The 25,702-nt window shown below is 68.6% G+C and carries 18 protein-coding genes; 2 read left to right on the forward strand and 16 right to left on the reverse strand.

The window, feature by feature from the left end; all coding sequences use genetic code 11:
- Positions 1 to 152: 152 nt before the first annotated feature.
- The 3 genes from Cco03nite_RS11885 to Cco03nite_RS11895 form a co-directional block, all read right to left on the reverse strand.
- A complete protein-coding gene (locus tag Cco03nite_RS11885; RefSeq protein ID WP_203692109.1) occupies positions 153 to 1,460 on the reverse strand; it encodes a hypothetical protein in 1,308 nt (435 codons plus the stop codon).
- A gap of 1,125 nt (positions 1,461 to 2,585) precedes the next feature.
- Positions 2,586 to 3,071 carry a hypothetical protein gene (locus tag Cco03nite_RS11890; RefSeq protein ID WP_157545949.1) on the reverse strand — a complete coding sequence of 162 codons (486 nt, stop codon included), beginning with the start codon at positions 3,069 to 3,071 and terminating at the stop codon, positions 2,586 to 2,588.
- 167 nt (positions 3,072 to 3,238) lie between these two features.
- Positions 3,239 to 5,971 (reverse strand): LuxR family transcriptional regulator, encoded by a 2,733-nt coding sequence (locus Cco03nite_RS11895; protein WP_203692110.1) that lies wholly within the window; start codon positions 5,969 to 5,971, stop codon positions 3,239 to 3,241.
- A gap of 226 nt (positions 5,972 to 6,197) precedes the next feature.
- Here Cco03nite_RS11895 and Cco03nite_RS43065 point away from each other — a divergent pair, with 226 nt between their 5' ends.
- The gene (locus Cco03nite_RS43065; protein WP_203692111.1) at positions 6,198 to 9,659 is read left to right on the forward strand and encodes a M28 family peptidase; all 3,462 of its coding nucleotides are present in this window, start codon (positions 6,198 to 6,200) and stop codon (positions 9,657 to 9,659) included.
- A gap of 152 nt (positions 9,660 to 9,811) precedes the next feature.
- On the opposite strand, the gene Cco03nite_RS11905 is transcribed toward Cco03nite_RS43065, so the two are convergent.
- The 4 genes from Cco03nite_RS11905 to Cco03nite_RS11920 form a co-directional block, all read right to left on the reverse strand.
- Positions 9,812 to 11,143, reverse strand: a complete 1,332-nt coding sequence (locus Cco03nite_RS11905) for a site-specific integrase (RefSeq protein ID WP_144127971.1) — start codon at positions 11,141 to 11,143, stop codon at positions 9,812 to 9,814.
- 956 nt (positions 11,144 to 12,099) lie between these two features.
- Entirely contained in the window at positions 12,100 to 12,426 is a 327-nt protein-coding gene (locus Cco03nite_RS11910; RefSeq protein WP_027343943.1) for a helix-turn-helix domain-containing protein, read from the reverse strand.
- Complete coding sequence (locus Cco03nite_RS11915) at positions 12,423 to 13,541, reverse strand: tyrosine-type recombinase/integrase (protein WP_203692112.1); 1,119 nt, start codon at positions 13,539 to 13,541, stop codon at positions 12,423 to 12,425. The genes Cco03nite_RS11910 and Cco03nite_RS11915 overlap by 4 nt, the downstream gene beginning before the upstream one ends.
- 74 nt (positions 13,542 to 13,615) lie before the next feature.
- Positions 13,616 to 14,638, reverse strand: coding sequence for an ATP-dependent DNA ligase (locus Cco03nite_RS11920; RefSeq protein ID WP_239167311.1), 1,023 nt, complete (start codon positions 14,636 to 14,638; stop codon positions 13,616 to 13,618).
- 504 nt (positions 14,639 to 15,142) lie between these two features.
- Between Cco03nite_RS11920 and Cco03nite_RS11925 the strand changes: the two genes are divergently transcribed.
- Positions 15,143 to 15,670: an NUDIX domain-containing protein gene (locus Cco03nite_RS11925; protein ID WP_203692113.1), complete on the forward strand. Its 528-nt coding sequence runs from the start codon at positions 15,143 to 15,145 to the stop codon at positions 15,668 to 15,670.
- Here Cco03nite_RS11925 and Cco03nite_RS11930 read toward each other — a convergent pair.
- The 9 genes from Cco03nite_RS11930 to Cco03nite_RS11970 form a co-directional block, all read right to left on the reverse strand.
- Positions 15,639 to 16,547: a carbohydrate kinase family protein gene (locus Cco03nite_RS11930; protein WP_203692114.1), complete on the reverse strand. Its 909-nt coding sequence runs from the start codon at positions 16,545 to 16,547 to the stop codon at positions 15,639 to 15,641. The genes Cco03nite_RS11925 and Cco03nite_RS11930 overlap by 32 nt on opposite strands.
- 12 nt (positions 16,548 to 16,559) lie before the next feature.
- Complete coding sequence (locus tag Cco03nite_RS11935) at positions 16,560 to 17,369, reverse strand: endonuclease/exonuclease/phosphatase family protein (protein ID WP_203692115.1); 810 nt, start codon at positions 17,367 to 17,369, stop codon at positions 16,560 to 16,562.
- Positions 17,366 to 18,049, reverse strand: a complete 684-nt coding sequence (locus Cco03nite_RS11940; protein ID WP_203692116.1) for a hypothetical protein — start codon at positions 18,047 to 18,049, stop codon at positions 17,366 to 17,368. Before Cco03nite_RS11940 ends, Cco03nite_RS11935 begins: the two co-directional genes overlap by 4 nt.
- On the reverse strand, positions 18,046 to 19,371 hold the full coding sequence (locus Cco03nite_RS11945; protein ID WP_203692117.1) for a formyltransferase family protein: 1,326 nt from the start codon (positions 19,369 to 19,371) through the stop codon (positions 18,046 to 18,048). Before Cco03nite_RS11945 ends, Cco03nite_RS11940 begins: the two co-directional genes overlap by 4 nt.
- A complete protein-coding gene (locus Cco03nite_RS11950) occupies positions 19,368 to 20,603 on the reverse strand; it encodes a DegT/DnrJ/EryC1/StrS family aminotransferase (RefSeq protein ID WP_203692118.1) in 1,236 nt (411 codons plus the stop codon). The genes Cco03nite_RS11945 and Cco03nite_RS11950 overlap by 4 nt, the downstream gene beginning before the upstream one ends.
- Positions 20,600 to 21,325, reverse strand: coding sequence for a hypothetical protein (locus tag Cco03nite_RS11955; protein ID WP_203692119.1), 726 nt, complete (start codon positions 21,323 to 21,325; stop codon positions 20,600 to 20,602). The genes Cco03nite_RS11950 and Cco03nite_RS11955 overlap by 4 nt, the downstream gene beginning before the upstream one ends.
- Positions 21,326 to 21,340: 15 nt before the next feature.
- Entirely contained in the window at positions 21,341 to 23,461 is a 2,121-nt protein-coding gene (locus tag Cco03nite_RS11960; RefSeq protein ID WP_239167312.1) for a B12-binding domain-containing radical SAM protein, read from the reverse strand.
- Positions 23,462 to 23,587: 126 nt separating this feature from the next.
- Entirely contained in the window at positions 23,588 to 24,667 is a 1,080-nt protein-coding gene (locus Cco03nite_RS11965; RefSeq protein ID WP_203692120.1) for an aldo/keto reductase, read from the reverse strand.
- A gap of 162 nt (positions 24,668 to 24,829) precedes the next feature.
- The gene (locus Cco03nite_RS11970) at positions 24,830 to 25,630 is read right to left on the reverse strand and encodes an endonuclease/exonuclease/phosphatase family protein (protein ID WP_203692121.1); all 801 of its coding nucleotides are present in this window, start codon (positions 25,628 to 25,630) and stop codon (positions 24,830 to 24,832) included.
- Between the last annotated feature and the right edge of the window lie 72 nt (positions 25,631 to 25,702).

The following is a 25,702-nucleotide window of genomic DNA, read 5'->3' on the forward strand; positions in this document are numbered from 1 at the left end:
CGGCTGCCTAGGGCCAGGCGCCCCGGGACGCCCGCCATGCCGAGCCGAGGACGGACCGGCCAGCTGCCTGCGTCTGCAATTCCACGGAATACCCGCCCCATGAGTTGGGCGCGGCTGAACGGCCGGGGCGCGGCGAAGCCCCGGCCGCTGAGTCACGCCACGGCGATGTCCCGCCACCGCGGTGGCGCCGAGGGTGCCGTTACGTCCTGGGCGGGCGCAGCAAGCACCGGCCGGAGCGACCCGAGGACATCGGCGTGGGAACCGGTGGCCAGATGCAGGGCGGAGCAGGTGTCGCACCGCTCCTGCTGGTCGCATCCCGCGGAGGTCAGCAGGTTCTGGACGTGTAGGAGCGCCCGCCCGGGGTCGTCGGCCCGCACCGCGTACCAGGTGCCCTCGCGCTCCTGGGCACCCAGCCCGGCGGCGACGCCGTGCCTCATGGGCCGGTACAGGCGGCCGCCGTGATGGCGGAGCAGGTACAGGTGGTCGAAGTGGTCGACCTGGTCGGGCTCGGGCTGCTGCTGCCGAAGCCAGTCCGCTGCGGTGGCCCGGTCGCCGGGTCCCCACAGCAACTGGGTCGGGTATCTGGTGGTCTCGTGGAGCCCGTCGAATCCGAACAGGCCCAGGCTGCCGGGGTGATCGGGCTCGTCGACGCCACGGACGATCAGGTACCGCAGCCCCGAGGAGTCATCGTCTGCGAGCAGGTGCTCGGCGGGCTCGGTGTACTGGTCACCGCTGACGGGATCCCAGGAGATCGCCATGATCTCGCGCGTGGCCAGCTCGGGGTACAGGCGGCCGCCGGGCGTACGGTGTCCCCACAGCTGGTTGATGATCTCTGCCACGTCCCGCAGGGTGCCCATGGCGCTGTTGGGCCCTTCCAGCTGGTGGCCGTTGGGGTGGGCGACCCAGTTCCGCAGGTTGGTGAGCGCTGCCTCGATCCGCAGGTTGCGCTGCCCGAGCAGAAGCCCTTCGGCGCGTGCCCAGGTGCGCAGGCCGTCGAGCATCCCGTTGAACGCGATCTCACTGCCGGAGGAAACGCGCAACTTGCCCGGCTTGCGTGCGGCCTTAACGACGTCTTCGTAGGAGGTGGCCGATACGTGCCGCTCCACGCCGTTCTTCACGAAGACGAGCCGGCCGCCGGTGAGCTGCATGAACCGGTCGCGAAGCGCCTGCTCGATGACGAGCAGGGCGTGCTCGCCGACGAGCGTGAAGATCTCGTAGCAGAGCACTCCGTAGGGCCACACGGTGCGCAGCATGTCGAACCGGGCCCGCGTGCCCTCGGCGACGTCGTCGGCCAAGGTGACGGCCGCGACGGATTCCTGCTGGTAGCTTGCCGCGCCTTCGTCGGTGAAGCGGATGCCGACGCCGAACGCGCCGGGCAGGAAGTGCGGCGTGCGGGGATCGGTCTGGCGCAGCCGGTCCAGAACGTCGTCCGCTGTGGTGGTCGCTTCGTCGATGTTCACAGGCGACCATGGTCCGGCTCGGTGGCTGTGCCGACAACCTATTACCTCGGTTGGGTGGGGCTCAGGTCCAGCGGTGTAGCTGCACATCGTCAGGCGTCAGATCCGGGCGGGAAGCTGGCGGAGCGTATATATTCGGAATCTGCGGTATTCCCTCGGCCTGCGCGCACAGGTCGCCCTCGCCTGGCTCACTCACGCCGCCTACGGCACCGGCGCGAACAGGCTGGCGCAGAGGCTCAGCGCGGCGTTCACTAGATGGGATATCTGCCGCTGGTATTCCAGGTCCCGTCCCGACCTCCGGCGTAAGGCTCACCTGCTTGATGCCCGGTCGCGAGATCGTGAGGAGTGCCCTGCTACGGCGGCCCGGGATCAGCGCCGCTATGACCTCCTGAAGACTGGACACAACGCGCCCTTTCGCCATCCACATGAGCGGACCGTGCTGGCGTCTGCGAGACCCGCGCTGCCGACGATAAAACCCGTGAGCACCGGGCGTCTCCGGATGCCGGGAATTGCGGTTGCGGTGGCCGGCGGGTAAGGCTTGCCGTCGCCAGAGCGCAGGCCGTGGCGTCCGCCGACGAGCAGCGGTCGGTCCTCGTCCGAGGACGACTTCACCCGGTTGCATATCGTGTCGAACTTGTGTCGGTCTCGGGCGAGGAAGGCGAAGCTTTGTTCAAGAGCCAACACGCTGCCGTCCTGAACGCCTCTGTCGGGCAGCGGCCAACGTGTATGCATCCGAGAATGCGGCCGGGTCAGTATGGTTGAGCAGCCTGGAGGCGCTGACATCGCCGCGAGCGGGACGATCATCACCACGGAGCCAAGGTCGCTGCCGGTGCGAGAGCGGACAGGGTGGTCATGTCCGGGCCCACCCAGTTGCCGGGCTCCTGGCTGTCGGCGGAGCTGGCACTCCGATCGGGTGCTTCCACGGAAGCACGCCGCCGCCGCGGCCGTAACTGTCGCGGCACGCCTGCCGGACGGGCGCGCCCGGCGGTGGCGCGATAGCCTTTGCCCTGGCTACCTGCATTGGAGGCACCCGAGCGGTCGGCTCGGCGCGCCGGTGGCGCACCCGGTGGCCGAGCCGGTCTAGGTTTCGGTCCATCGGGGCGGGCGGGCGGGCGGCGGTTCCGCCGATCAGTGCAGCGCCTCGAGGTCGTCGCCCGGGTGGTGGTAAACCGTTGCCGATGTTGGACGCGATGGCTTCGCGTACCCAGTCCGGGTCGCGGTGTCGTCGGCCGCCGACATCCACTGGGCGATGACGTCGACGCCCTCGGTGGGGCAACCCTGCGCCTGGCCGGGCAAGGCGACCGCGATCCACACGTCTTCGCCGAGCAGCTGCACGGTTTCCGGATGGCGCGCGGATTTTCGGCTCGGCGCCGATGCTGGAACTGTCGCCCAGGTCGTCGGCGTCGATGCCGTAGGCCGTTCCAGGTCGTGCATCCCGGCCAGGCCCGCCGTCAGGACCATCGCATGGTCGGGGTGCTGCTGGGCGGGGGTGAGCCGGCCCTCGACGAGGCTGCCGAACTCGGCCCACGCCGCTTGCGTGGCGTCGACACCATGTCGCGCAGCGTCGACCAGTCCATCCCGGCAGCCAGGCCGTCGACGACCACTGTCCAGCACCGGTGGCGGCCCCCCTTGCGCACAGTGTCGGCCTGCACGCGGCGTCGCGCGGTTGCCCTGCCGGGCTGCCGCCGCGGTGCCGACCAGCGCCGCGGTGAACGTGGCGGGGTGTGCGTGTCCCGGATCGGACGCGGGTTCCTCTGGGAGCCGTTGCGATAGGTCGTTATTTATGTGCCGGGGATGACAGCGTGTGCGAGTTGGATGCGCGAGTGGAGGCCGAGTTTCCGGTAGACGCGGGTGAGGTTCGCTTCGACTGTTTTGACGCTGATGGTGAGGGCTGTGGCGATGTCGCGGTTGCTCGCTCCGCTGGCGGCGAGCTCCGCGCAGCGCTGTTCGGCGGTGGTGAGGCGCGGGAGCGTGTCGCGGTGCGTGCGGGCGGGGTCCAGCCGGTGGAGGGTTCGGATGGCGGCTTCGTTCCAGGGGTGTGCCTGGTGGGTGTTGAAAAGCTCGGCGGCGCTCTGCGCGGCGGTGCGGGCGCTGGCGCGGCGGCGCCCGCGTCGTTCGGTGTGGCTGAGTGCCAGCAGGGTCCGGCCGCGTTCGATGGGCAGGTGGTGGAGGTGGTCGGCTGCGTCGGTGAGGCGCTGGGCGGCTGCGTTATAGTCGCCCAGGGTGGCGTCCAGGAGTGCCTGGGAGCGTTCGAGCGCGGGCAGGACGGAGCTTCTCCCCAGGTCGGTAGCGGTGCGCCGGGTTTCGGTCAGCAGGTCTCGGGCTTGGTCGAGGTGGCCGAGGCAGATGAGGGCTTCGGCGAGGTCGGCGTGCCAGCGCAGGACGGATGGGTCGCGGACCTGCTGCCGGGTCTCAAGTGTCCGGACCTCCTCCAGCGCTTGCAGGGCTTCTTTCGGATGGCCGGTGACCAGCAGAAGGTGTCCGAGGGCGAAGAGGTTCCGGGAGAGGAAGACCTTGTTGTCCTCCCGGCGGGCGGTGTCGGCCCCGCGGCGTGCGTGCGCGAGGGCGGAGTCGGTGTGCGAGGCGATGCCTTCGACGAGTGCGGAGGTGTAGCACGCCGGTCCGGGGTCCAGGCCAGCCCCGCCTGTCAGCGACTGGGCTCGGTCGGCGTAGTTCAGGGCACGTGCGCATCGTCCGGCGCGGATCTCGACTTCGGCGAGGCTGCGCAGGATGTCGACGGTGCCCTCGGCGTCTCCCGACCGCTCCGCTTCGACAAGCAGTGGCAGCAGGGCGTTGCGGGCTTCGTCCAGGTGATCGTCGAAGAGGGCGTGGCGGGCACTGAGCTGTTCGGGTGTGGCGTTGACGGGGATGTGTGTGCTGCGTGGCAGGGACAGGGCGTGGCGGAGCGTTGTCTCGGCTTCGGGGTGGCCGAGGATGCGTTGGACGCGGGCCTGCATGGTGAGGGCCATGGCGGTGGTGGCGGTGTCGCCGGCGGTCCGGGCCAGGCTGGCGGCCTGGGCGGCCAGGGCGCATGCCCGGCCGGGGTTGCCTTCGTTGACGTTGGCCCAGATCGCCTGGCGGATGAGGATCTGCGCGGTCAGGTCCGGCTGGTCGGCCGCCTCGTGGAGTGCGTCGGCGAACAGTTCGTCGGCGCTGTGCAGGTGCTGTCCGCCTGAGTCGATCAGGGTGATGAGGGCGTTGACGCGTTGGGCGGGGCTGCTGTCGTGGTGCAGGACGAGGCGGACCGCGATCTGGCCGCGGAGCAGGTCGCCGCAGTGCGCGGCGTCGCGGACGGCGGTCAGCGCCCGTTCGGTGAGCAGATCGGTGTCGGCGTGCGGGGTGCGTTCGGCGGCGAGCAGCGACAGTTCGGCCGCTAGTGCGTGTTGTCCGCGCAGCCTGGCGCGGGCGGCGGCGCGGGCGGCGTGGTAGGCCGACTGCGGGTCGGTGGTGTCGGCTGCCAGCGTGGTGTGACGGTCCCGGCGGACGCTGTCGTGGCTGGCTTCGGCCAGGCGGGTGTGCAGGAGCCTGCGTGCGGCCGCTGGCGGCCGGGCCGCGAGTTCTGCGCCGATCGCGGCGGCGGTGAACCGGATCTTCCCGTCGGGCTGCCCGATGTCGATCAGTCCGGCTGCCTCGGCCTCGGCCAGGAGGCTCTCGGCGGCCGGACCGGCGAGGCGGCTCAGCAGTACGAGGTCGGGCTGATCGTCGAGCGCGGCGAATGTCAACAGGTGCTGGACGTCGGCCGACACGGTTCCCAGCCATTCGCCCACCAGTCTTCGGGCCGCCGAGGGGAGCAACGGGTCGCCTTCGGGACCCCGAGTGGCCGACATGTTCGCGGTACGGTCGTGGGCCCCGGCCAGTGCCAGGGCCAGGGCCGGGTTTCCGCCGCTGCGGGTGTGGGCCTGGGTGACCTGGTTGGCGGACAGCCGGTACGGCGACAGCAGGGCCGCGATCTGCTCGGCCGTCATCGCGGGGATGCGCACGGTGCATGGGTCCTCCCCGCACCAGTGGCCTGCGGCCCCGGGATGCCACGTGCGTTCGGCCGCGATGACGGGAAGGTTCGGGGCCATGCGCAGGGCCCAGCGCAAGATGGCCGCGCTGGCCGGGTCCAGCCACTGGGCGTTGTCCACCAGCAGCGTCAGGGGCGGTGTGTCGCGCAGCAGTGCGGCGGTCAGCCGGCGCAGCCGCAGGGCGGTCTTCGTGTGATCGACCGAGCCGGGCTCTGCGGCGTCGTCGAGCCCTGCCGCCAGCTTCTGGGCGCCAGGCTGGGGCTGCAGGGCGAGCGCGAGTTCGAGCAGTGCGGCGTGGGGGATCCGGCTGTCTTGCGGGCCTGGGGCCAGACGCACGACGGGCAGCTTCAGTTGCTGCCCGAGGACACCGGCTGCGGTGGTCTTGCCGATCCCGGGTGGCCCGAACAGCACGACCCGTCGGGTGCGGTACACCTCGGCCGGTATCACTGGCAGCAGGTTGCCAGGCGGCTCCTGGAACGCACTCGTCACCGTCGGGAAGTCTGCCATCGGATCATGATGCACCCGAGGTGCATTGTGCGCCAGGACAAGGGGTTGCCCTGATTTCGGCCAGCCTCCGCCTTTCCTAAGGTCGTCGCCAAAGCCGAGCTGTCACCGGCTGCCGGACACCCCGCTAACCCGGGTCCTGCGGCCACCCCCTTAACCCCAGCCCGGCGGAAGGATTGCGATGTATCGAAAGAATGCTGCGGCGGCCGCTGCCGTGGTTCTGTTTGCAATGGGCGCCGTGACCGGGGTGGCCGCCCCGTCGACCGCGGCCACCCCGCCGCCTGCGCCCGCGGTGGCGCAGAGCCCGTTGTCGCTGGCGATCTCCGCGGCCGACCGGGCCGCCGACGGCGGTCACGACGCGCTGGCCAAAGGCCCCTTCGAGCAGTACGACCGGCGCATGGTGATCCCGTGGGTCGACGGGCTGTTCTCCATCGCCTACACACGCACCTACCGGGGCCTGCCGGTGGTCGGCGGCGACGCCGCCGTGCTCGCCGACGGCAAGGGTGCGATCCGGGCGATCTCCGCCGCCACCAAGACGAAGATCAACGTGTCGGTGGTGCCGACCGTCGCCGTCGACCGTGCCGAGCAGACCGCCAAGAGCCTGCTCGCGAAGGTCGACCGGGTCGAGTCGCGCACCCTGGTGGTGCACGTCAAGGACAGCACCGCCCGCCTCGCATGGGAGGTCGTCGTCGCCGGACGCACCGCCTCGGCGCCCAGCCACCTGCACGTCTTCGTGGACGCGCGCACCGGCCAGGTGCTGGCCAAGCAGGAGGACGCCGCGGCGGGCTCCGGCACCGGCAAGTGGAACGGGCCCAGTCCGCTGACGATCACCACGTCGCAGTCGGGCAGCACGTACTACCTGCGCGACACCACCCGCTCCGGCCTGAACTGCCAGGACTACAGCACCAACACCGTCTTCTCCGGCCCGGACGACAGCTGGGGCAACGGCGTGGGCACCAGCAAGGAGACCGGCTGCGTCGACGCCCTGTACTCGGCGCAGAAGGAATGGGACATGCTGTCGGGCTGGCTGGGCCGCAACGGCCACAACGGCAACGGCGGCAGCTGGCCCATCAAGGTGGGCCTCAACGAGCAGAACGCCTACTGGGACGGCTCGACGATCACCATCGGCAAGAACCAGGCGGGCAACTGGATCTCCTCGATGGACGTGGTGGGCCACGAGTTCGGCCACGGCCTCGACCAGAACACCCCCGGCGGCACCAGCTCCGAGGCCGGCCTCGGCGAAGCCACCGGCGACATCTTCGGCGCCCTGACCGAGGCATACGCCAACCAGTCCAGCGCCTACGACGAACCCGACTACCTGGTCGGTGAGGAGATCGACCTCGTCGGCGACGGCCCGATCCGCAACATGTACAACCCGTCGCTGGTCGGCGGCCACCCGAACTGCTACTCCTCGTCGATCCCGAACACGGAGGTACACGCGGCCGCAGGTCCGCTCAACCACTGGTTCTACCTGCTCGCCGAGGGCAGCGCGCCGGGCGGCGGCAAGCCGAACAGCCCCATCTGCTCGGGCGGCCCGTCGTCGGTCACCGGCGTGGGCATCCAGTCCGCCGGAAAGATCTTCTACGGCGGCATGCTGCTGAAGACCTCCGGCATGACCCACAAGAAGTACCGCACCGCGACCCTGACCGCCGCGAAGAACCTGGACTCCTCGTGCGTCCTGTTCAATCGGACCAAGGACGCGTGGAACGCGGTCGCGGTCCCGGCCCAGACCGGTGACCCGACCTGCACCGGTTCCAGCACCGACTTCTCCGTCTCGGTCAGCCCCACCTCGGGCAGCGTCAACGCGGGCTCCTCGGTCACCGCGACGGTCAACACCGCGACCGTCTCCGGCAGCGCCCAGACCGTGTCGCTGACCTCCTCGGGTGCCCCGTCGGGGGTCACCGTGTCGTTCAGCCCGACGTCGGTGACGTCGGGCAACAGCTCCACGATGACGGTGGCGACCACGTCCAGTGCGGCTGCGGGCACGTACACCATCACCGTGACCGGCACCGGGTCGGTCACCCACACGGCCCAGTACACGCTGACGGTCAACGGCGGCACCCCCGGCGGCACCGCCCCGGACATCAGCGTGTCCAACGTGCAGGCGCACCTGACCCAGCTCAACACCATCGCCACCAACAACGGCGGCAACCGCCGCTCGACCGGCCAGGGCTACCTGCAGTCGGTGGCCTACGTCAAGGGCAAGCTGCAGACCGCCGGCTTCACCGTCACCGAGCAGCCCTGCACCTCGGGCTGCACCAGCGGCGCCGGCCCGAACCTGATCGCCGAGTGGCCCGGCGGCAACGCCAGCAACGTCTACATGTTCGGCGCCCACCTGGACAGCGTCTCGGCCGGTCCCGGCATCAACGACAACGGCTCCGGCTCGGCGGCGCTGCTCGAGGTCGCCCTCGCGCTCGCCGCGCAGAACCCGACCATGCTGAACAAGGTCCGCTTCGGCTGGTGGACCGACGAGGAGCAGGGCCTCAACGGCTCGAAGTTCTACGTCAACTCCCTCACCAGCACCCAGCGGACCGCGATCAAGGCCTACTACAACTTCGACATGATCGGGTCGAAGAACGGCGGCTACTTCATCAACAACATCAGCTCGACCGCGTCGCAGCCGATGAAGGCGTACTGGGACAGCCTCAGCCTGCAGCCGGAGGAGAACGTCGAGGGCCAGGGTCGCTCCGACGACTACTCGTTCCAGAACGCGGGCATCCCGACCTCCGGCTACGCCATGGGCGCCAGCGCCACCAAGACCTCGGCCCAGGCGTCGAAGTGGGGCGGCACCGCCGGTCAGGCGTACGACTCCTGCTACCACTCGTCGTGCGACACCACCAGCAACATCAACGCCACCGGCCTGGACCGGGCCGCCGACGGCATCGCCTACACGCTGTGGAACCGGGCCGTCGGCACGTCCACCCCGACCGACGACTTCTCGATCTCGGCCAGCCCCGCGTCGGGCACCGTGAACGCGGGGTCCAGCACCACGACCACCGTCGGCACCGCCACCACCTCGGGCAGCGCCCAGACGGTGAACCTGACCGCCAGCGGCGCCCCCACGGGCGTGACGGTCTCGTTCAGCCCGGCGTCGGTGACCTCCGGCAGCTCGTCGACCGCCACCATCTCGGTCGGCTCGTCGGTGGCCGGCGGCACCTACACCATCACCATCACCGGCTCGGGTTCGGCGACGCACAGCACCACGTACACGCTGACCGTGCCCGGCGGGCCGGGCGGCTGCACCGCCGCCCAGCTGATCCTCAACGGCGGGTTCGAGACCGGCACCTCGCCGTGGACCGGCTCCACCGGCGCGATCGGCACCTCTATCGGGCAGGTGCCGCGCAGCGGCACCCGGTACGCGTGGCTCAGCGGCTACGGCTACACCGCGACCGACGCCATCAGCCAGACCGTCACCATCCCGTCCGGCTGCACCAGTGCGGTACTGACCTACTGGCTGCACATCGACACCGACGAGTACTGGGCTGTCGCCTACGACACGTTCACGATCAAGGCTGGCGGCACCACCCTGGTGACGCTGTCCAACGTGAACGCGGCGGCGGGCTACACCCAGCGCACGGTCAACCTCGGCGCGTACGCCGGCCAGACGGTCACGCTGACCTTCACCGGCACCGAGGACGCCTACCTGCAGACCAGCTTCGTGCTGGACGACGTGACCCTGCAGGTCGGCTAAGTTCAACGGCAGGGTGGGGCGCTCGCCCCGCCCTGCCGCCTGTCCCGTTCCTCTGGTCACTGGTCCTCGGCCTGCAGCAGACGCCCGTGCGGCCCGGTGCGGGTCGTCAGCGGTCAACACACCACGGCTCGAGCCGGTTGTGTGGGAGGTGGTCATCGCTGTGACCGGCTCGCGGCCGACGCAGCGCGTTCGCCGACGAAGGGGAGCCAGTCCCGCCTGGCGTAGCGCGTCCATCTGATCGCAGCCGTGATGCTGATCCCGAGGATCTTGCTCAATACCGGCGCGGGCAGGTCCTCAGCCAAGCTGATCAGTGCGGAGTTGCGCGCACGGCGAATTCGGATTCCGTGCTGGCGGAGTCTTTGGCACAGGGCGGCTGCCGAGATGGGCCGACCCGCCAGGCGACCGGGAAACAGCCACGGGGTGCCGGGCACAGCGCGCCCGACCAGCGACGAGGTGCGCGCTGCGGACGCGGCTTGCGTGATCAGGGCGGCGACGGCGGGCGGCAGCTGCGTACGATGTTCCTTGACCTGCAGGAAGTGCTTGCCGCCGCTGGTGGTGACATTGTCGGTGGTCAGGGTCGCGATGAACGTGACCGGCAAGCCGTAGATCAGCAGCAGCGACGCGGCCGTCCGGACGTCGACGGAGATCGTCGTGTCGTGCAGGAGGCGGTCGAGCAGCGCCCACCTCTGGTCTTCGGTCATGGACAGGTCGGGCCCAGACGGGGTGATCGCGGCGACGGACAGCTTCTGGGCCAGTCCTCTCCGGCTGGCCCATGTGAGGAAGTCGCCGAGAAGCCGCCGATTGAGGCCGCCGTCCTCTATCCATGTGTCGACGTGTGCCTGGCGAGCCCGCTCGAGGGTGAGGTCGGTCGTGTCGAGCCAACGCAGGAACGTCAGAGCTGTGGAGACTTTGAGGCGGGCGTTGCGGGCGCTGGCGGCGGTGAACCGGGTCCTGTCCGCGCGCAGCCTGGCACGCCTCAGTACCGACCAGTTGCCGTAGGCGCGCAACACCTGCCGGTGATGCGCGGGTGCGGTGGCCAGCGTCCGGCTCAGCCAGGGAGCCAGCCGCTCGAGTTGCTCGTCGCGGCGGGGCAGGACACCGGCGTGGACGAGCATCTCACGTAGTGCGGCAGCGGCTTGCTGCCGCGTTGCGGCATCGAGGGCCTCATGCGTGATAGCGCAACCGGATCGCACGAGGTCACGTAGCAGTGCCGCACTGCCGTCACCACGCTCGACCCATGCCAGCACCGAACGCGGCCGATGCGCTGCGGCAAGCGCCGCCAGCAGCGGCGTGAGCTCCGCCGGAACAGATCCGTCGGGTCTGCGGAACTGGTCTTCCAGCTTTGATCGCGCGACGCACCGGACGCATTCGCCGTGCCGGTATCGTTCCTCGGCTTGCCCGCAGGTACGGCATGTGTAGTCGATCGTGGTACCGGCGCACGGCCCGCACACGTCGCGGCCTCGGAAGTCGGCCGCGACGAGCACGCGTACTTTGCCGCAGGAAGGGCAAGGCGACGGGTTGGCGCGGGCGTGGCGGTAACAGTGGCGGCAGACCCCACCTATGGGCCAACGGGCGGCGGGCTGGCAGCTTGTGCCGCACCGGGCACATGGCGTGGCTCGTCTCGGCCGGCACGACACGCATAGCGGCCGCGCCGTGGCCACGAAGGCACAGGGTCGAAGCCGCTTGCAACCAGCACACTCCACCACGGGTTGCCGGTTGCAGCGCCGGCACAGGTCCGGGCCGCCGTCGCGACCGCGCACGGAAATCCGCCCCGTCCGGCCGCAGCGGCCGCAACGGCGCGGCTGCCGCCCGCCGCGCTCGTAGCAGGGCGGGCACAACGGCCCGTCCGGCCCGCGACGTGCGACCCTATCGACCCGCCCACACTCAGCACAGATGTGGACCGGCTTGCCATGGCACGTGCTGCACAGCGGCGACCCATCCGGAAGTCGACCGTTGACCCGCCGGGCTCGACCGCATCGCGAACACGGCTCGTGCCGACGCGGATCCCGGTCACGGCATGGATGGCACAGCGGACCTTCCGGCTCGATCACGGCTACGGGTCGGGTCTGCCCGCACCGCGCGCACGGGCGGGCCCGTGCCTTGGCCGCGCAGCTCTGGCACACGCGACCACGACCGCCGCGCCCAGGCAGATGCGTCCGCCGCAGGCCGCACTCGGCGCACACCGGCACCCGTACTGGATGGCCCTCGCCCTCCAGCAGCACCAGAAGCCGAAACGCGCCCGGTGGCGTGTCCGACGATGCCGACACCAGGACGTCGAGCCCGCGCTGCAGAAACGCGTCGAGCTCTCGTAGACCGCGGCGCTTGTCCGCGTTGGCCGCCGCGACCAGCCGGACGGCGTCAACCTGGGCCAGGCCGGGCAGGCAGGCACTGAGCCGGTCGAGCACCCGCTGGCGCATCGCGCCAACGAGTGCCTCCTTGGTCATTCGGCTGCCGGTCGACGAATGGCGGTCCGCCGCACTGGCGGCGGACCGGACCGGTCGACCTCGTCCACCGCCTTACGCACCGCAGCCTGCACCGGCTGCACTTCGATCAGGTCGTTGGGCGTGCAGCCGAGGATGTCGCACAACGCCGCCAGGGTGTCCATGCTGAGCCGCTGCGGAGGCTGGGTCACCAGCCGGAACACCTGCTCACGGGACAAGTCAACGCCGCGCTCGGCCAGCAGCGGCACCAGCTCCGTCGTGGCGTACATGCCCTTCTCCGCCATCCGCAGCCGCAGATGCCATGCGATGGCAAGTCCGCTGGTCACAACGCCTCCCACAGATTCGGTCCGCGTGTCTGCAGAGCACGGGTCAACAGCCGGTTGCGGTACTCGTCGGACACCCCGGTGTACAACGCGGTGGTGGAGGCGTAGGCGTGGCCGGCCTGCTCCTGCACGAACCGCTCGGGATACCCGAACTCGATCAAGTGCGTGACGTAGGAGTGCCGCAGGCAGTGCAGGTCCAGTGCCGGGTCCAGGCCGGCCGCCTCCCGGGCGGCGACGAACGCGTCGTTGAGGCTGCGCCACGACACCCGCTCATGGCGCTCGTTGACCCACAACGCGGCGTGGCCGGCAGGCTGGAACCTGGGCCGCACCTCGTCCAGCCACTGCTGCAGCACCGCGACGATCCAGTCCATCTCCGGCACCAGCAACACCGTGCGGCGCTTGGGCGGACTGCCCCGCGACGACTTGCCCCAGCGCACCAGCGCAGCGCCGAACTGGCCGAAGTCCGGCACCCGCGGATTGCGACGAAGATCGGCCAGATCCAGACCCCACGCCTCGCGGCGCCGAAGACCGAACGCATACACCGTCTTGAGCATCGCCGAGTCCCGCTGCGCAGCCAGGCCACCTTTGCGGCCCCGGGACCTGATCACCTCGACCCACCCATCTGCGGCATCGAACAACGCCTGGACCTCGTCATAGGTCAGCGGGCGCCGACCCGGCCGGCCCTCGTACTCTGAGACGTGCGCGATGGTGTTCCACTCGCCCAGAACCTGCCGCGGAGCACGCCCGAACCGCTCCTCGCACAGCTGCTGCCACTCGTAGCGCGGATCGGTGACGTATTCCAAGAACAACTGGATGCCGTTGAGGTACGCCCTGGCCGTCGAGTACACGATTGGCTTCGGGCCACCCCGCAGGTGATCGACGAACGCCTCGACCTCTGCTGCGCTCCACTCCCACGGGTACTGATTGGCAAAACGCGACAGCCGCCTCACCAGGTCCACGCGTCGCCGGATGGTCTCCGCCTTCAAAAACCGCACCCGCTGCTGCCGTGACCAGCCCTCCAGCATGGCCTCCAGCACCGCCGGCGCCGGATCGAGAAAGACAACTCCCGATGACGGCAACAGATTGGGGGCGACGGTCGAGGCGGCCAGCTCCTTCATGGTTGCATTAAACACAACATTGCGTCGTTAGTGACGGTATGACCCATTCGAGCCAGGCTAGCGGCGCGCCATGGTCACTCGAGCGGCTGATCCCAGTCGTCACCCGCCATGCGAAGCAGTTGCATCGGAAGCAACTCCGCTCGTATGCGGTGAAACTTCGAGGAGTGCCGCCAGCGCCCGAACTCCCACGCCGTGTCGTGCTCGACCTCCACTACCAGCAGCGGCGGAACCTGTCGATACGGCAGCGGCTCGGTCACGCTGAACTGGCCGACCCACGCCGCAGGTAGCTGGTCTGGCCACGGGTGAACGGCGGGGCCGGCGAGCTCTGCCACGACGCGGAGCAGCGCTCCGACTTCACGGCTCTGCGCCCCGGTCAGCGGGCGGGTTCGGCCGACGTAGCGCAGAGTGCCGTTGCGGTCCAGCCGGCCCAGAAGCAGCGTGGCCGGCTGCCCAGGCGGACCGGTGATACCGCCAACGATCGCCTCCGCAGTTGAGGTCGCGCGTAGCTTTCGCCAAACTCGTCTGCCAGGTTCGTAGGCGGAGCCTCGGCCCTTGACGACCAGGCCTTCGGCGCCAGTGGCGGTGGCGTGGCGCAGCCAGGAACGGGCCTCGTCGGCGTCGCAGGTCTGCGGACACAACTGCAGCTGGGGCGGGGCGTCCGTCAATAGCTGTTCCAGTCGAACCCGGCGTTGCCACAGCGGACGTCGGCGCAGGTCGGTGTCTCCGTCGTGCAGCAGGTCGAATAGGACGAGGACGGCTGGATGGCGCAGCGACTCGCGGGCTATGGCACGTCCGGCGGTGAGCCGCCGGTGTAGCAGCGTGAACGAGGTCCGGTCCGCACTGGCGTCCCATATCACCAACTCACCGTCGACGACGGCGCCCGGAGGGAAGGCGCCTTGCGATGCCGCGACTATGTCGGGGAAGTACGGGCCTAGCGGCTTGAGTGCACGCGACTGCAGGTAGGGGGTCCGGGAGGCGAAGAGCACGCAGCGGTAGCCGTCCCACTTGATCTCGTAACAGCACCCGCCGGCGCAGCTGTCGGGCGCGGGCAGATCGGCGACCGGCTCAGCCTGCATCGGTTTGATCGGTGGTCGCATCTGCCTACCCCGCTGAAGGGACCCGCACCAAGATCCAAGGTAGCTCGCGACGCACGCCGAAGGGTAGCCACCAGGTGGACGGGGCCCAGCTGAAGGCGGTCGGGCCGCGGCAACCCGCCCGGCGTGCTGGACTCCACGTTCGGCAAGGATAACGCCAAATTGTGACAAAGCGGTCATGGGTTATATCCGCAGTTCAACCACAGCATCGCGATGCGCAGCGTGGCAGGGAGGGCAGGCCCGCACGACCTTTTGCGGCGTTGTGACGCTTGCCGGGGAGTCCCTCCGGCGGCCTCGTCGGCGGATCTGGCCTGGCCGAGCCTGCGTCAAGGTCAAGGCATCCGGGCGGGTGAGACCCCTGGGCGCAATGACTCCCCCACCCTCCGATGGGGGTATCGTGTCGAGGTTCCACTCATGTCGTTGGGCTCAAAGCAGGCGTAGCTGAGGGGTGGCGGGGTGTCGCTAGAAGGACTTTCACGACGCATCGTACGGGATCTTGTGGCAGGGGTGAGCCCTCTTGACGCAGTCGAGCGCGGCCACCAAATCGATATCCTCGGCTGGATCGATGCTGGCTATGATTTGTTCCGGGTGAACCCTCCAGCGGATCCTCCCAAACACCTAGCGGTGTACTTCGCCTTGTTCGACGACGATGAAGGCACCGTGATGATGGTCGACCATAAGAAGGCCGCGGCGTGGTTGCTGCCCGGTGGCCACGTCGACCCGTATGAAGACCCACGGGTTACCGCTCTACGCGAGGCTGAGGAAGAGCTTCAGATCGCTGGCAAGTTCCACGATCTGACCGGAGACGCCCCGTTGTTCGTGTCCGTGACCGAAACCCGGGGCGCCCACAGCCACACAGATGTGACTCTGTGGTTCGTGCTCAAGGCCAGTCAGCGAGAGCTGTTCCGCCCCGACCCGGGTGAGTTCGAGGCGGTCGAGTGGTTCCCTTTGCGGGGCACCGACTGGGACGGGGACAGGTTCGACCCAAACATGGCGCGGTTTGTCAGGAAGCTCGATCAGTTGGCGTCGCAGTAATCTCGGCGCTGGTCGGAAACGGATCGTCCTCCGTTCGTGAACACCACAGGCTGCCCGCCGAACAGGCACGGGTGAGTGCGTCGTGTAGGACCGGCTGGCTCTGCAGACTGTCGAGCAGCGCAGCGGAGAAGACCGATCCTGCCCCTTGAACCTGCTTCACCGCGACCTTAAGGGCTGGGGCGTGGACGACGGTGTCGTCTGCATGGTGGACCGCGAAGGCGCCGAGGTGGCCAGCGGTTACGACAGCGACGTCGGCGGCGGCGGTCTGGGCCAACTGGACCGCGAGCCGGCCCGCGGCGTCAGGGTCGGTGTGGGAGGCATTGGTCTGCACAACGCGAGCTCGTGTCGTGGCGGGCCCACGCAGCCATCCTGGCAGCGGTCCACCGCCGAGGTTGAGGTAGATGTCGACGCCGAGGTCACATGCCGCATCGAAGACGCGCCGTGGAGCGTCGCCGAGGACCTCGTAGCAGTCGATGTAGACGGCAGATGCGCGGTGTAGTGGGCTGAGGTCGATGTCGTTCAGGATCGAGTCGATGCCGCGTAGGCCGGAGAACCAGGTACGGTTTCCGGCTTCGTCGCAGACCACGGTGTTGACCATCGTTGCCGTGGCCATGGCTGCGAGTGGTGTGGGTACGCCCCAAGTGCCGAGCCGGTCGGTGATGAGCTGACCTTGGGGGTCGTCGCCGATGGTGTTGGTGAGCAGCACGGGTTCCCGGCCGAGGGCGGCCAGGGCACCGGCGACGATGGGTCCGTCTCCCGCGAGGAAAGAACCGGTGCTGATGATCTCGATGCCGTAGTTGAGTTCAGGCATGCGCGGCACGCGCAGGGTATGGACGGCCGCAAGGTAGCTGAAGCAGGCGATGGCGGATCTGGTCACGTCGGCTCTCATTCAAATGCAGGTGTCGATGCTGGCGAGGATGGCCGAGTGGTCGGTGAGCACCCCGGTGCGGGGGTAGTGGTCGTAGGTGCAGCTGGTGAGGTGCCCGGCCGCGGGGCTGACGAAGATGTGGTCGAGTCGTTGGGCACCGTGCAACGGGTTGGTCCAGCTGTGGTCTTCGCCGTCAGGCTGTACGGCACGGTAGGCGTCGTTGGCGCCGAGTTCGATCAGGCCCCGGTAGAAGGCGTAGTCGTGGTCCCGGAAGTGCGGCAGCGGGGGCTGGTGGCCGGGTTCGATGGTGTTGAGGTCGCCGCCGATGACTACGCGTTTGGCGGCGTTGTGCCGTAGCCAGGCCAAGCAACGGCCTTGGAAGTCCGCCCGGCTGGCGCTGCTTAGGTCGGTCATGCCGTTGGTGGGGCCGTAGATGCCGACCAACTGGATCTCCCCGGCCTTGGACGACAGCGTCGCGGCGGTGACCCGGCCGTCGAATGCTGTCAGGTCTGCGGGCTTCACATCGGCGAATCCCTTGACCGCCAGGGCGCAGAAGTGTTTAGCGTTCTGCCAGCCGGAAGGCAGCACGGTTTCGTAGCCGGTGGCACGAAGGCTCGCGATCAGGCGACGGCCGCCGTCGCTGGGGTGCAGTTCGGTCAGGATCAGCGCGTTACTGCCGGTCGAGGTCAGCCACTCCGCAAGACGTTCGGCGCGGTTGACGGATGGACCTTGGACGTTAAGCGCGCACACCGCCAGCTGCCGGTGGGCGAGTGTGTCGTCGACCGGCTGGCTGAAGGCTCCGAAGAGCAGATCCTGGATGGCGTCGCTCATGCGGCAGGTCCGACGGGGGTCTTCAGCAGGTTTGTAATGTGGGCGGCACTTTCGACGAGCTGGTCGGCGGTCATCTGCTTGGCGGCACGCTCCTGCGGGGTTTCGGCGGCTTGGCCGTAGACCCAGAAGAACCGGTGCTGCTCGCGGTCGAGGATCAGGAACCTGTCTTTGGTAGCCGGTCCGCGTACCAGCAGCGAGAGGGTGTCTGCTTGCGCCTGGACGGTGTGGACGCTGGTGTGATGCAGGACGTAGCAGTCACCTGGCCGCTCGATGCGTTCGTGGATGGGGACGAGTGTGTCGGGGTCGAGGTCTTCGGTGAACGCGTCGTCGCGGCCGAAGACGCGGTGGCGGTACTGGCCGCGCAGGATGTTGCTGGCGAAGTTCCAGCGGTGGTTGTGGGGCCGGTCGAAGTAGCCATCGCGGTAGCGGTGCAGCCGCACCCGGATGCCGGGGTGAGGCAGGTCGGCGAGGACGAGTTTGTCGAGGAAGTCGTAGCGTTCGCACATCGCGGCCAGGTGGGCGTCGCCGGGTAGTCGCTGTACGAGTGCGGGCAGCAGGTCGGGTTCGCTGGCGACGGCGTCGAACAGCGTGGTGCAGCCAGCCAGGATCGAGGACGTGTCGTTCCAGTCGAGGGCCGTGAGGCTGGCCAGGGCAGGGTGGTCCAGCGGCGTTGAGGTCATGTGGGCCTTCCTTCGGTGGCACCGTAGGGCGATTGGTCGAGGGTTCGTTTGAGGTGGGGATGCAGGCGGTAGAACTGCCGTGCCCCGTCCGCGGGTTGCGCTGTCGCGGGCGGCAGCTGCCCGGTCGAGGTGACGTGCTGGGCTGCCTGTAGGAGCAGCTCCAGCTGTAGCTGCTTGACCCGGTCTTTGAGGCTGGCCAGCGGGGTCGCTGGCACGACGGCGGAGGCGAGTACAGCTCCGGCGTCGACTTGGGTCGCGGCCAGGTGCAGCGTGCAGACGACTGGATCTCCGTTGATCAGGGCCCAGCCGACGGCGTCCATTCCGCGGTAGTCCGGCAGGGAGCCGTTGTGCGCGTTGATGAAGCCGATGCGAGCGGCGGCCAGGACGGGTTCGGGGACGATCGGCATACCGACCAGGACGACCAAGTCGGCAGCGGCCGCGGTGAGCGCCTGGGCGGTGGCGTCCCATCCGTGAACTTCGACGGGCGTGAACCCTGCCGCCGGCGGGGGTGGCGGGGCGATGCTGTCGTCAGCTGGCGGATACCAGGCGCTGGCGTACGCGGACTCCGCCGCGGTGTGTCCGGCGCCGTGGCCTGGTGTGAAGCTGACGACGTGCGCGATCGGTACGCCGTGTTGGCGTGCCATGTGCAGGAACCGCATGGCGCCAGCTGACCCGTGGCCGTGCAGGACTGCGATTCGTCCGCCGCGGCGCCCGGTGGCGGGTCGTGTGAGCGCCCAGGTCGACGACCCCGGGTCCTCTTTCGTGAGGGCGTGGTTTCTGAGCTGCTGCACGAGGTGATGTGTCGCCTGCTGGAGGAGTCCGGCGACCACCACCGCCTGTGTCCGCAGCTGCGGATCACCGCCGGCAGCGGCGTTGCCGCTGGTTAGGCGGATCCAGGCCGCCCCGAACAGCTTGCAGGCGGCGTTGAGGAACCGTGCGTCGCCGCTGTTGGCATGGACGGCGAGCCAGTGCTCGGCCAGCCGAAGCCACGTGATCGCTTCAGTTGGCGTCAGGCCGGCGACGGCCTCTGCGACCGGCGGGCGCCACAGGGCAGATGTCTCGAACGCGTGCAGCAGGCGCACGTCGTCGCCGGTGGGCGGCGCATGTCCGGGCGTGAGGTCCGAGGCCGGGATGTCGGGTGGCGTGGTGAACGGCAGGCGCCACGCTGTGGCGGCCAGCAGCGCGGAGGCCAGGTCCGGCATGTGCCTGGCTCCGGACCCGGTGGCGTCGGCGGCCAGTTCGGCAGCGACCTGGGGCAGGCAGAAGTCGCCGTCGAGTGCGCTGTGGACGGGAAACCGTCCGACGGTCGTTGATGTGGTCATCGTGCGACCGCTTCGGTGACTTTCAGCAGCGAGGCGAGGTATCCGTCCACCAGCTCGGTGTCGCCGGGGTAGCCCCAGATCGGGATCTTGAGGAAGGTGCTTTCGAAGGCCTCGACACCTGGCAGCGCGGGAGCTGGACCGGCAGCGCGTGGCGTCCACGGCTCGTAGGGGTCGTGGCGCTGGAACAGCGGTTCACCGGCCAGGTTGCGGGTCGAGCCTGGTGCGTCGACCTCTCGGGCGCCTTCGGCGACGACGAGGTCGATGAATTCGTCGCGGGTGACGGTGGCAGCTTGTGGGTGGAACGCGAAGCCGATCACATACAGGCCGTGGGTGCCGTGTTCCGGTGGTACGACGACGGGGGTGAGGACCGGGTTGCCGGTCAGGCCGTCGACGAAGGTGGCGAGGTTGGCGCGGCGGCGTTTCTCGATGTCGGCTGCGTGCTGCAGCTGGTGGACACCGATCGCAGCACCGATGGTGGTGATGCGGTGTTTGAGGCCCATGCCGGTGAACGCGAACGGGTAGATCGGCGAGTCGCGGTCGATGTCGGACAGCGCCCTCTTGTTGTAGTGGGCGTAGAGGATGGCGAGGTCGCGGTGCGCTTTGAGCCGCGTGGTGAGGAGTCCGCCTTCGCCGGTGGTGATGGCCTTCTGGTTGGTGGAGAACACGGCCATGTCGCCGAACGTCCCGATGCGCTGGCCGTTCCAGGAGGCGAAGTGGGCGTGGGAGCAGTCCTCGAACAGCAGCAGCCCGCGGCTTTCGCAGTACGCCGCGATGTCGGTCATGGCGCAGGGGTTGCCCCACATGTGGGTCACGATGACCGCGCGGACGTTCGGGGCCATGACGGCTTCAATGCTCGCAGCGGTGACGTTGCCGTACTCGTCGGCGTCGGCGAAGATCACCTCGATGCCGTCGAACGCGAAGGGGCTCGCGGTCGCCAGGAAGGTGTAGGCAGGAGCGATGATCGCGTCACCGGGTTTGAGGTCGGCGATCCGACCCATTGCGTGGATCGCCGCGGTGCCCGACGCGAACGACACCACGTGCTCGGCACTGGCGAACTTGGCGAACTCCTTCTCGAGCTCGCCGATGATGCCGGAGGCGTCCCGGTCGGAAAGGGACCGGTGCGCCTGAACGATGATCGCTTGTTCCAGGCTGGCGTTCATGTCGGGCCAGCGGTAGTGCGGTCCTGGGATGTCGAGGGTTTTGGCGCCGCCTCGGGCGGCCAGGGTGGTCATCGGCGGGAACCTCCGTAGGTGAGGGTGTCGTGGTGCCTCAGCTCGGCGACGATCGGAGACAGCCGTGCTGCGGTCTCGGGGGCTTGTTCGTCGGCGTCGACGAGCAGCGTGGGCCAGCCGCGCCGGACGGCTGTTTCGCGCAGCAGCCGCTGGCCGTCGGTCTGGTAGGTGATGAACGTTTCTTTGCCGAGGTCGGGCAGCGCGGCGTGCATGCCGAGTTCGGCGGGGCGGAACTGGCCTTCGCGGCGGTCGTAGAGCGCGGCCGGGTCCGCGGTGAGCAGGATGACCGCGTCGGGCATGCGGACCCTGCTGAAGGTGGCGTCCAGGACGGCCTGGTCGTAGCCCTGCAGGATGAGTTTGGAGAAGAACTTGTAGACCCAGCCGTCGACGATCACGTCGAGGCCGGAGTCCAGCAGTGGTCCGATCACCGTCGTGGAATGGGCGGTGAACCAGGCGGCCTGCAGCGGAACCCAGAAGCTGTCGGGCAGGTCCGGGCTGTCGCCGCTGCCCCACAGCATCGTCGACAGATGCCCCATGAGCCCGGCGGAGTATGCGGAGGTCGCTGACATCTGCCGCCGTGACACGTACACCAGCCGGCCAGTCGGCGGGTCCTCGCCAGCGGCTTTGAGCCCCTGTTCGTAGTCGAGGTCGGCGACCATCCGGGCCAGGGTTGTCTTACCGACGCCGTCGCCGCCTTCCAGAGCAAGGAATCGTCCGGCCATGTTCGTACCTCTCATCTAGTTGCCGCAGGATTCGGCGGCGTTGATCAACTGCCAGCCCGACGCCGCCCGCCACCGGCTGTGCTCATCGACCATCAGTTGCCGCGCCGAGGCGGGCAGCCGAGGCCCGGTCTCTGCGACGGTCTTGTCCATCACCTCGGCCATGTCCGCAATGGCGGAGTCCATCGCGGCCCGAAGCCGTGCGTCCAGGCCGGCTTCGTCGGGGTGCTCCGGGGGGAACTGCCCGATCAGGTCCAGCATCCGGCCGAGCAGGTCGAAGGCCGCGGTCTTGATCACCACGCGGGCGGAACGGACCGCGTGGTAGGCATCGCCGTCGAGGATCTTCGCCAGCGACTTGAACGTGTAGTCCAACGCGAAGTTGCGGTCGACCCACAGCTGGGCGTGGTGTGAGGCGCGGCCGATGCGCCAGTCGGCGAAGTCGGCGTCGACCCGGCCCATCGACGGACGCATCGCGCCGGCGAGACCGGCCTGCGCCACTTGCTTGGTATAGGCGGCGCCGATGAGGCACTCCATGCTGACCAGCAGGTACGAGATCGCGCTGTAGAACGGCTTGCCGGTGCTGTGCTGCGCGACGAACTGCTCGTCGCGGACTCCCTCGACGATCTGTTCCACGCTCAGGTGCGCAAGGGGACGCAGTAGTAGGTCGGTGCGGCCCTGGAACGCATGGGTGGCTGCCAGCTCGTCAGCGGTCATGAGATGGTCGAATGTGATGTAGGTGAAGCGCGGCGGGACACCCAACGCGGTCAGTGTCCGGATCGCGAGCGCGTTCTGCTCGCCGGTGGTCTCTTTGTTGAAGCGGGTGAGGATGGAGTCGACGCCGGACTCGACGCCGAACAGCATCCGGCGCAGGCCATAGTCGACCAGTTGGCGCCACATCTGAGCCCGTTCGATATGCCATGCGCGGCTTTGGTCGGGTAGCACGACCTGGTCGACCCGGCACGATGACTCCCACCGGTAGCCGTGGTCGTGGAGGGTCCGGCCGAGCGACAGTGCACGTTCGACGACGTTGTCGCCGCGGCCGATGAACTCCTCGTCGACGAGGTAGAGGGTCCGGCTGATGTCGGGATGCTGGTCGAAGACGGTGCCCATCGCGCGTAGCAGCCATGGCAGGTTGCTTCCGTCCGGGCCAGCCCAGATGCCTTTGTGTCCGCGGGGGCAGAACGAGCAGAAGTTCGTGCACCCACGTGATGCCTCGAGCTGGGCGACGCCGTGATGGGCGAAGGTCGTGGCCAGCAGGTCGAGTTCGGGCAGGAAGTCGGTCTGGTTTCTGTTGGAGGTCACGGCGTTGCGGCGTACACCGATCTGCAGGCCGCCGCCGTGGGCCGCTCCGGCGTAGCCGATGCCGTTGACCTGCGCGAGTTCGATGTCGCCGTGGAAGTAGGCGATGATGTCGGCGATGGTCGGCTCGCCGGCGCCGCGGGCGACCAGCAGGCGTGGGTACTGCTCCAGCAGCAGGCGTTCGTTGCGGGCGGTCAGGCTCCCGCCAGCGAGGACCACGGGCGGCTCGGGACGGGCGAACAGCTCGTCAAGCAGTTCGATCATCAGGTCGTGCTGCCCGAAGGTCGCCGAGATGCCGACGATGTCGGGCCGGTCAGCGTCGACGGCGGCGAGCACATCGGCCGGCGAGACGCCGAGCTGCATGTCCATCAGACGTACTTGCCCGGACAGTGTGGATCGCGCAGCGCGGGCGAGGTCGGAGATGGCCAGCGGGAACCGCGGCAGCGGAAAGGTCTCCTTGTGGTACAGCGCCGTGAGCAGGATGTTGGGGCGCAGCAGCCGCCGCTGGCCTTCCGGTGTGATCGTCGCCAGGGAGCTGTCCTGCGCCGGGTCGGCGACGGCGAGGTGGTCCCTTGCCCAGGTGGGCCATGCCCGGTCGCGCAGGGTGCGGCCGGACAGCTCGGCGAGCACCCAGTCGTCGCTGGCGGGGACCTTGGCGATCAGGAGCCGGTGGTCGAGGGTTCCGGTGAGAGCCACGGGCGTCTGCAGATGTGCGCGCAGCCGGTCGACGGTGGCCATCGGCTGGGTCAACTCGTCGTCAAAGCCGGCGAGTGTGGCCGCTGCGCTGTGACCGGTTACCAGTTGGAGGGCGTTTTCCAGGCGTTGCTTGGGGGTGAGCATCCTGTGGACTCCATCGATGGCAGGGCGGGGACCGCCCACGGGTATGAGGGTGTGAGCCATCGAGCTCGCAGCGTGATTGCTGCGGGCTTGAATGAGGAGCGGGAGAGCTAGATCGCTGCCGGCGGGTCAGCGGTGCTCGTCGACGAACACCTCCCCGGTGCCGTCGAGCTGCTGCTGGACGCCGGACATGATCGATCGTGCGACGGCGATGTGGGTGTCGTCGGGGCGCATGCGCAGCGCGGCGAGGTTCTGCTCGACTTGGTCTGCGGTGGTGAACCCGGCCAATACCGCTGCGTCGTCGAACCTTGTCAGGCATGCCCACAAGGCGACCGCGACCAGGTAGGTGGGGTCGTCTCCGATCACCTGCTGCAGGTCGCGGATCCCTTGGTTGATAATCGATTTGGCGTCGGGTGTGAACCATCGCTTGCGGCTGCGGTGATCGCCGGGTCCGAAGTTCCGTTCGCGGCCGGATGTCGTGGCGGCGGTCAGCAGGCCTTGGCTGAGCGGCTTGTTGAACAGCACGCCGCAGTCGTGCTCGGCGGCCAGTTCGAGGATGCCGGTCAGCCGCGACGCGGGGGTCAGCAGGTTGTCGCGTACGGCGAGGACCTCTGGCTGGATCTGGCCGAAGATCCGGCCGAACCTTTCGATCTTGTCGGTCCTGTCCCCGGTAACTTGCAGGCGTTCGGGGGCGTAGCGGTGTGGGCCGCGCATACCGACGGCCCGGATCAGGCCTTGGCTGCGGAAGGAGCGCATCGCCTCGACGGCGCCGTGGAGCCAGCGGTCATCGGGCCCGAAGTCCGGGTGATGCAGGAAGTAGACGTCGAGGTAGTCCGTGCGCAGGTTGTCCAGGCTCTGTTCGAGTTGGCGCCGCATGTGGCCGGGGTGGTAGCCGTGCTCGGCGGTGCCGGCGAAGTAGCCGACTTTGGACGTCAGAGTCAGGCTTTCGCGGGGAACCTCGCTGACCAGGTGGCCGAGCAGACGCTCGGACCGGCCGTGGCCGTAGACGTCGGCGGTGTCGAAAAGCCTCGCACCCAGCTCGTATGCTTTGCGCAGGCCAGCGGCTGATGCGTCGTCGTCGGCGGTGGACCAGCCCATCGGCATGCCGAGGTTTTCGGCGGGGCCGCCGATCGCCCAGCAACCGACGCCGACCGCCGGTACGACGATGCCTGTCCGGCCGAGCCTTCGCTGTGCGAGGTGGTCGTTCACTCGCGCCCCCTGTCCTGATAGCTCGTGAGCTGTCTATTTTCCGGGGTCCACGACGATGTCGGACAGTGGCAAGCGGCGACTCCGACAATCCGCTGACATTGACACTCGCTATCGACAGCGAGGTGATCGTGCCGCTACCGATACGGGTTCACCATACGGAGATCAAAACAGTGTTCCCGCGGTCACGGGCGAGGAGGCCTCGTACGGGAGGTGGTCGACCCTGACGTCGAATTGCGCGGACACGGCAGCGTGGTCGGTGAGCAAGTCCGTCCGTGGCCGGTGGTCGTAGGTACAGGCCATCAGACGCGGCAGGAGCTTCGGCGAGAGGTGAATGTAGTCGAAGCAGTAGGGGTTTCCCGAGCGTCCGTGCCAGGAGTGCTCCTGTTGTGCGTGCAGGTGTCGGTAGGCGTCAACGAGGCCTAGGTCGCCGGTTAGGGCGTCCATGAAGCCGTACTCCCAGGAGAGGAATGTTCCGCGGTATGCCGGATCGTGGTCACGCGTGATGACGTTGTAGTCGCCACACAGAACCAGCCCGTCGCGCTGCTTCGACGGCATGTCCTTCAGCGATGTGACGAGGCTGTTGAGGAACTCCCGCTTCTTGCCGACTTTGTCAGCGCTGCGGTCGCTGGACGGAACATAGATCCCGTACACCGTCACCTCGGGATCGGTTTTAACCGAGCAGGCGACCGCGCGGCCGGGCAGCGACAGCGAACCCGTCAGGTCCGGCAGGGGTGTCAACGGTAGGCGGCTGACGATCGCGCAGCCCCGGTCCCCCGCCGCGCCAACGTTGGTTAAGACGCTCCAGCCGGCCTCCTGACATCGAGTCAGCAGATGGCCGGTTCCGTCACCAGCGCTGGTCTCGGTAAGCACGAAAACATGATCTTCTCGTCCGTCGAGCCACTGCAGCAGTGCCACCGCTCGAGGCAGCGCAGCTGCCTGGATGTTCACCGTAGTGATCAGCATGCGAGCTCCCGGGCTGTTGGCGGTGAACTGTTGGCGGCTCCAGGGAAACCGCGGGCATCGTCGCGTTCTGCT

The organism is Catellatospora coxensis, assembly GCF_016862635.1.
GTDB lineage: Bacteria > Actinomycetota > Actinomycetes > Mycobacteriales > Micromonosporaceae > Catellatospora > Catellatospora coxensis.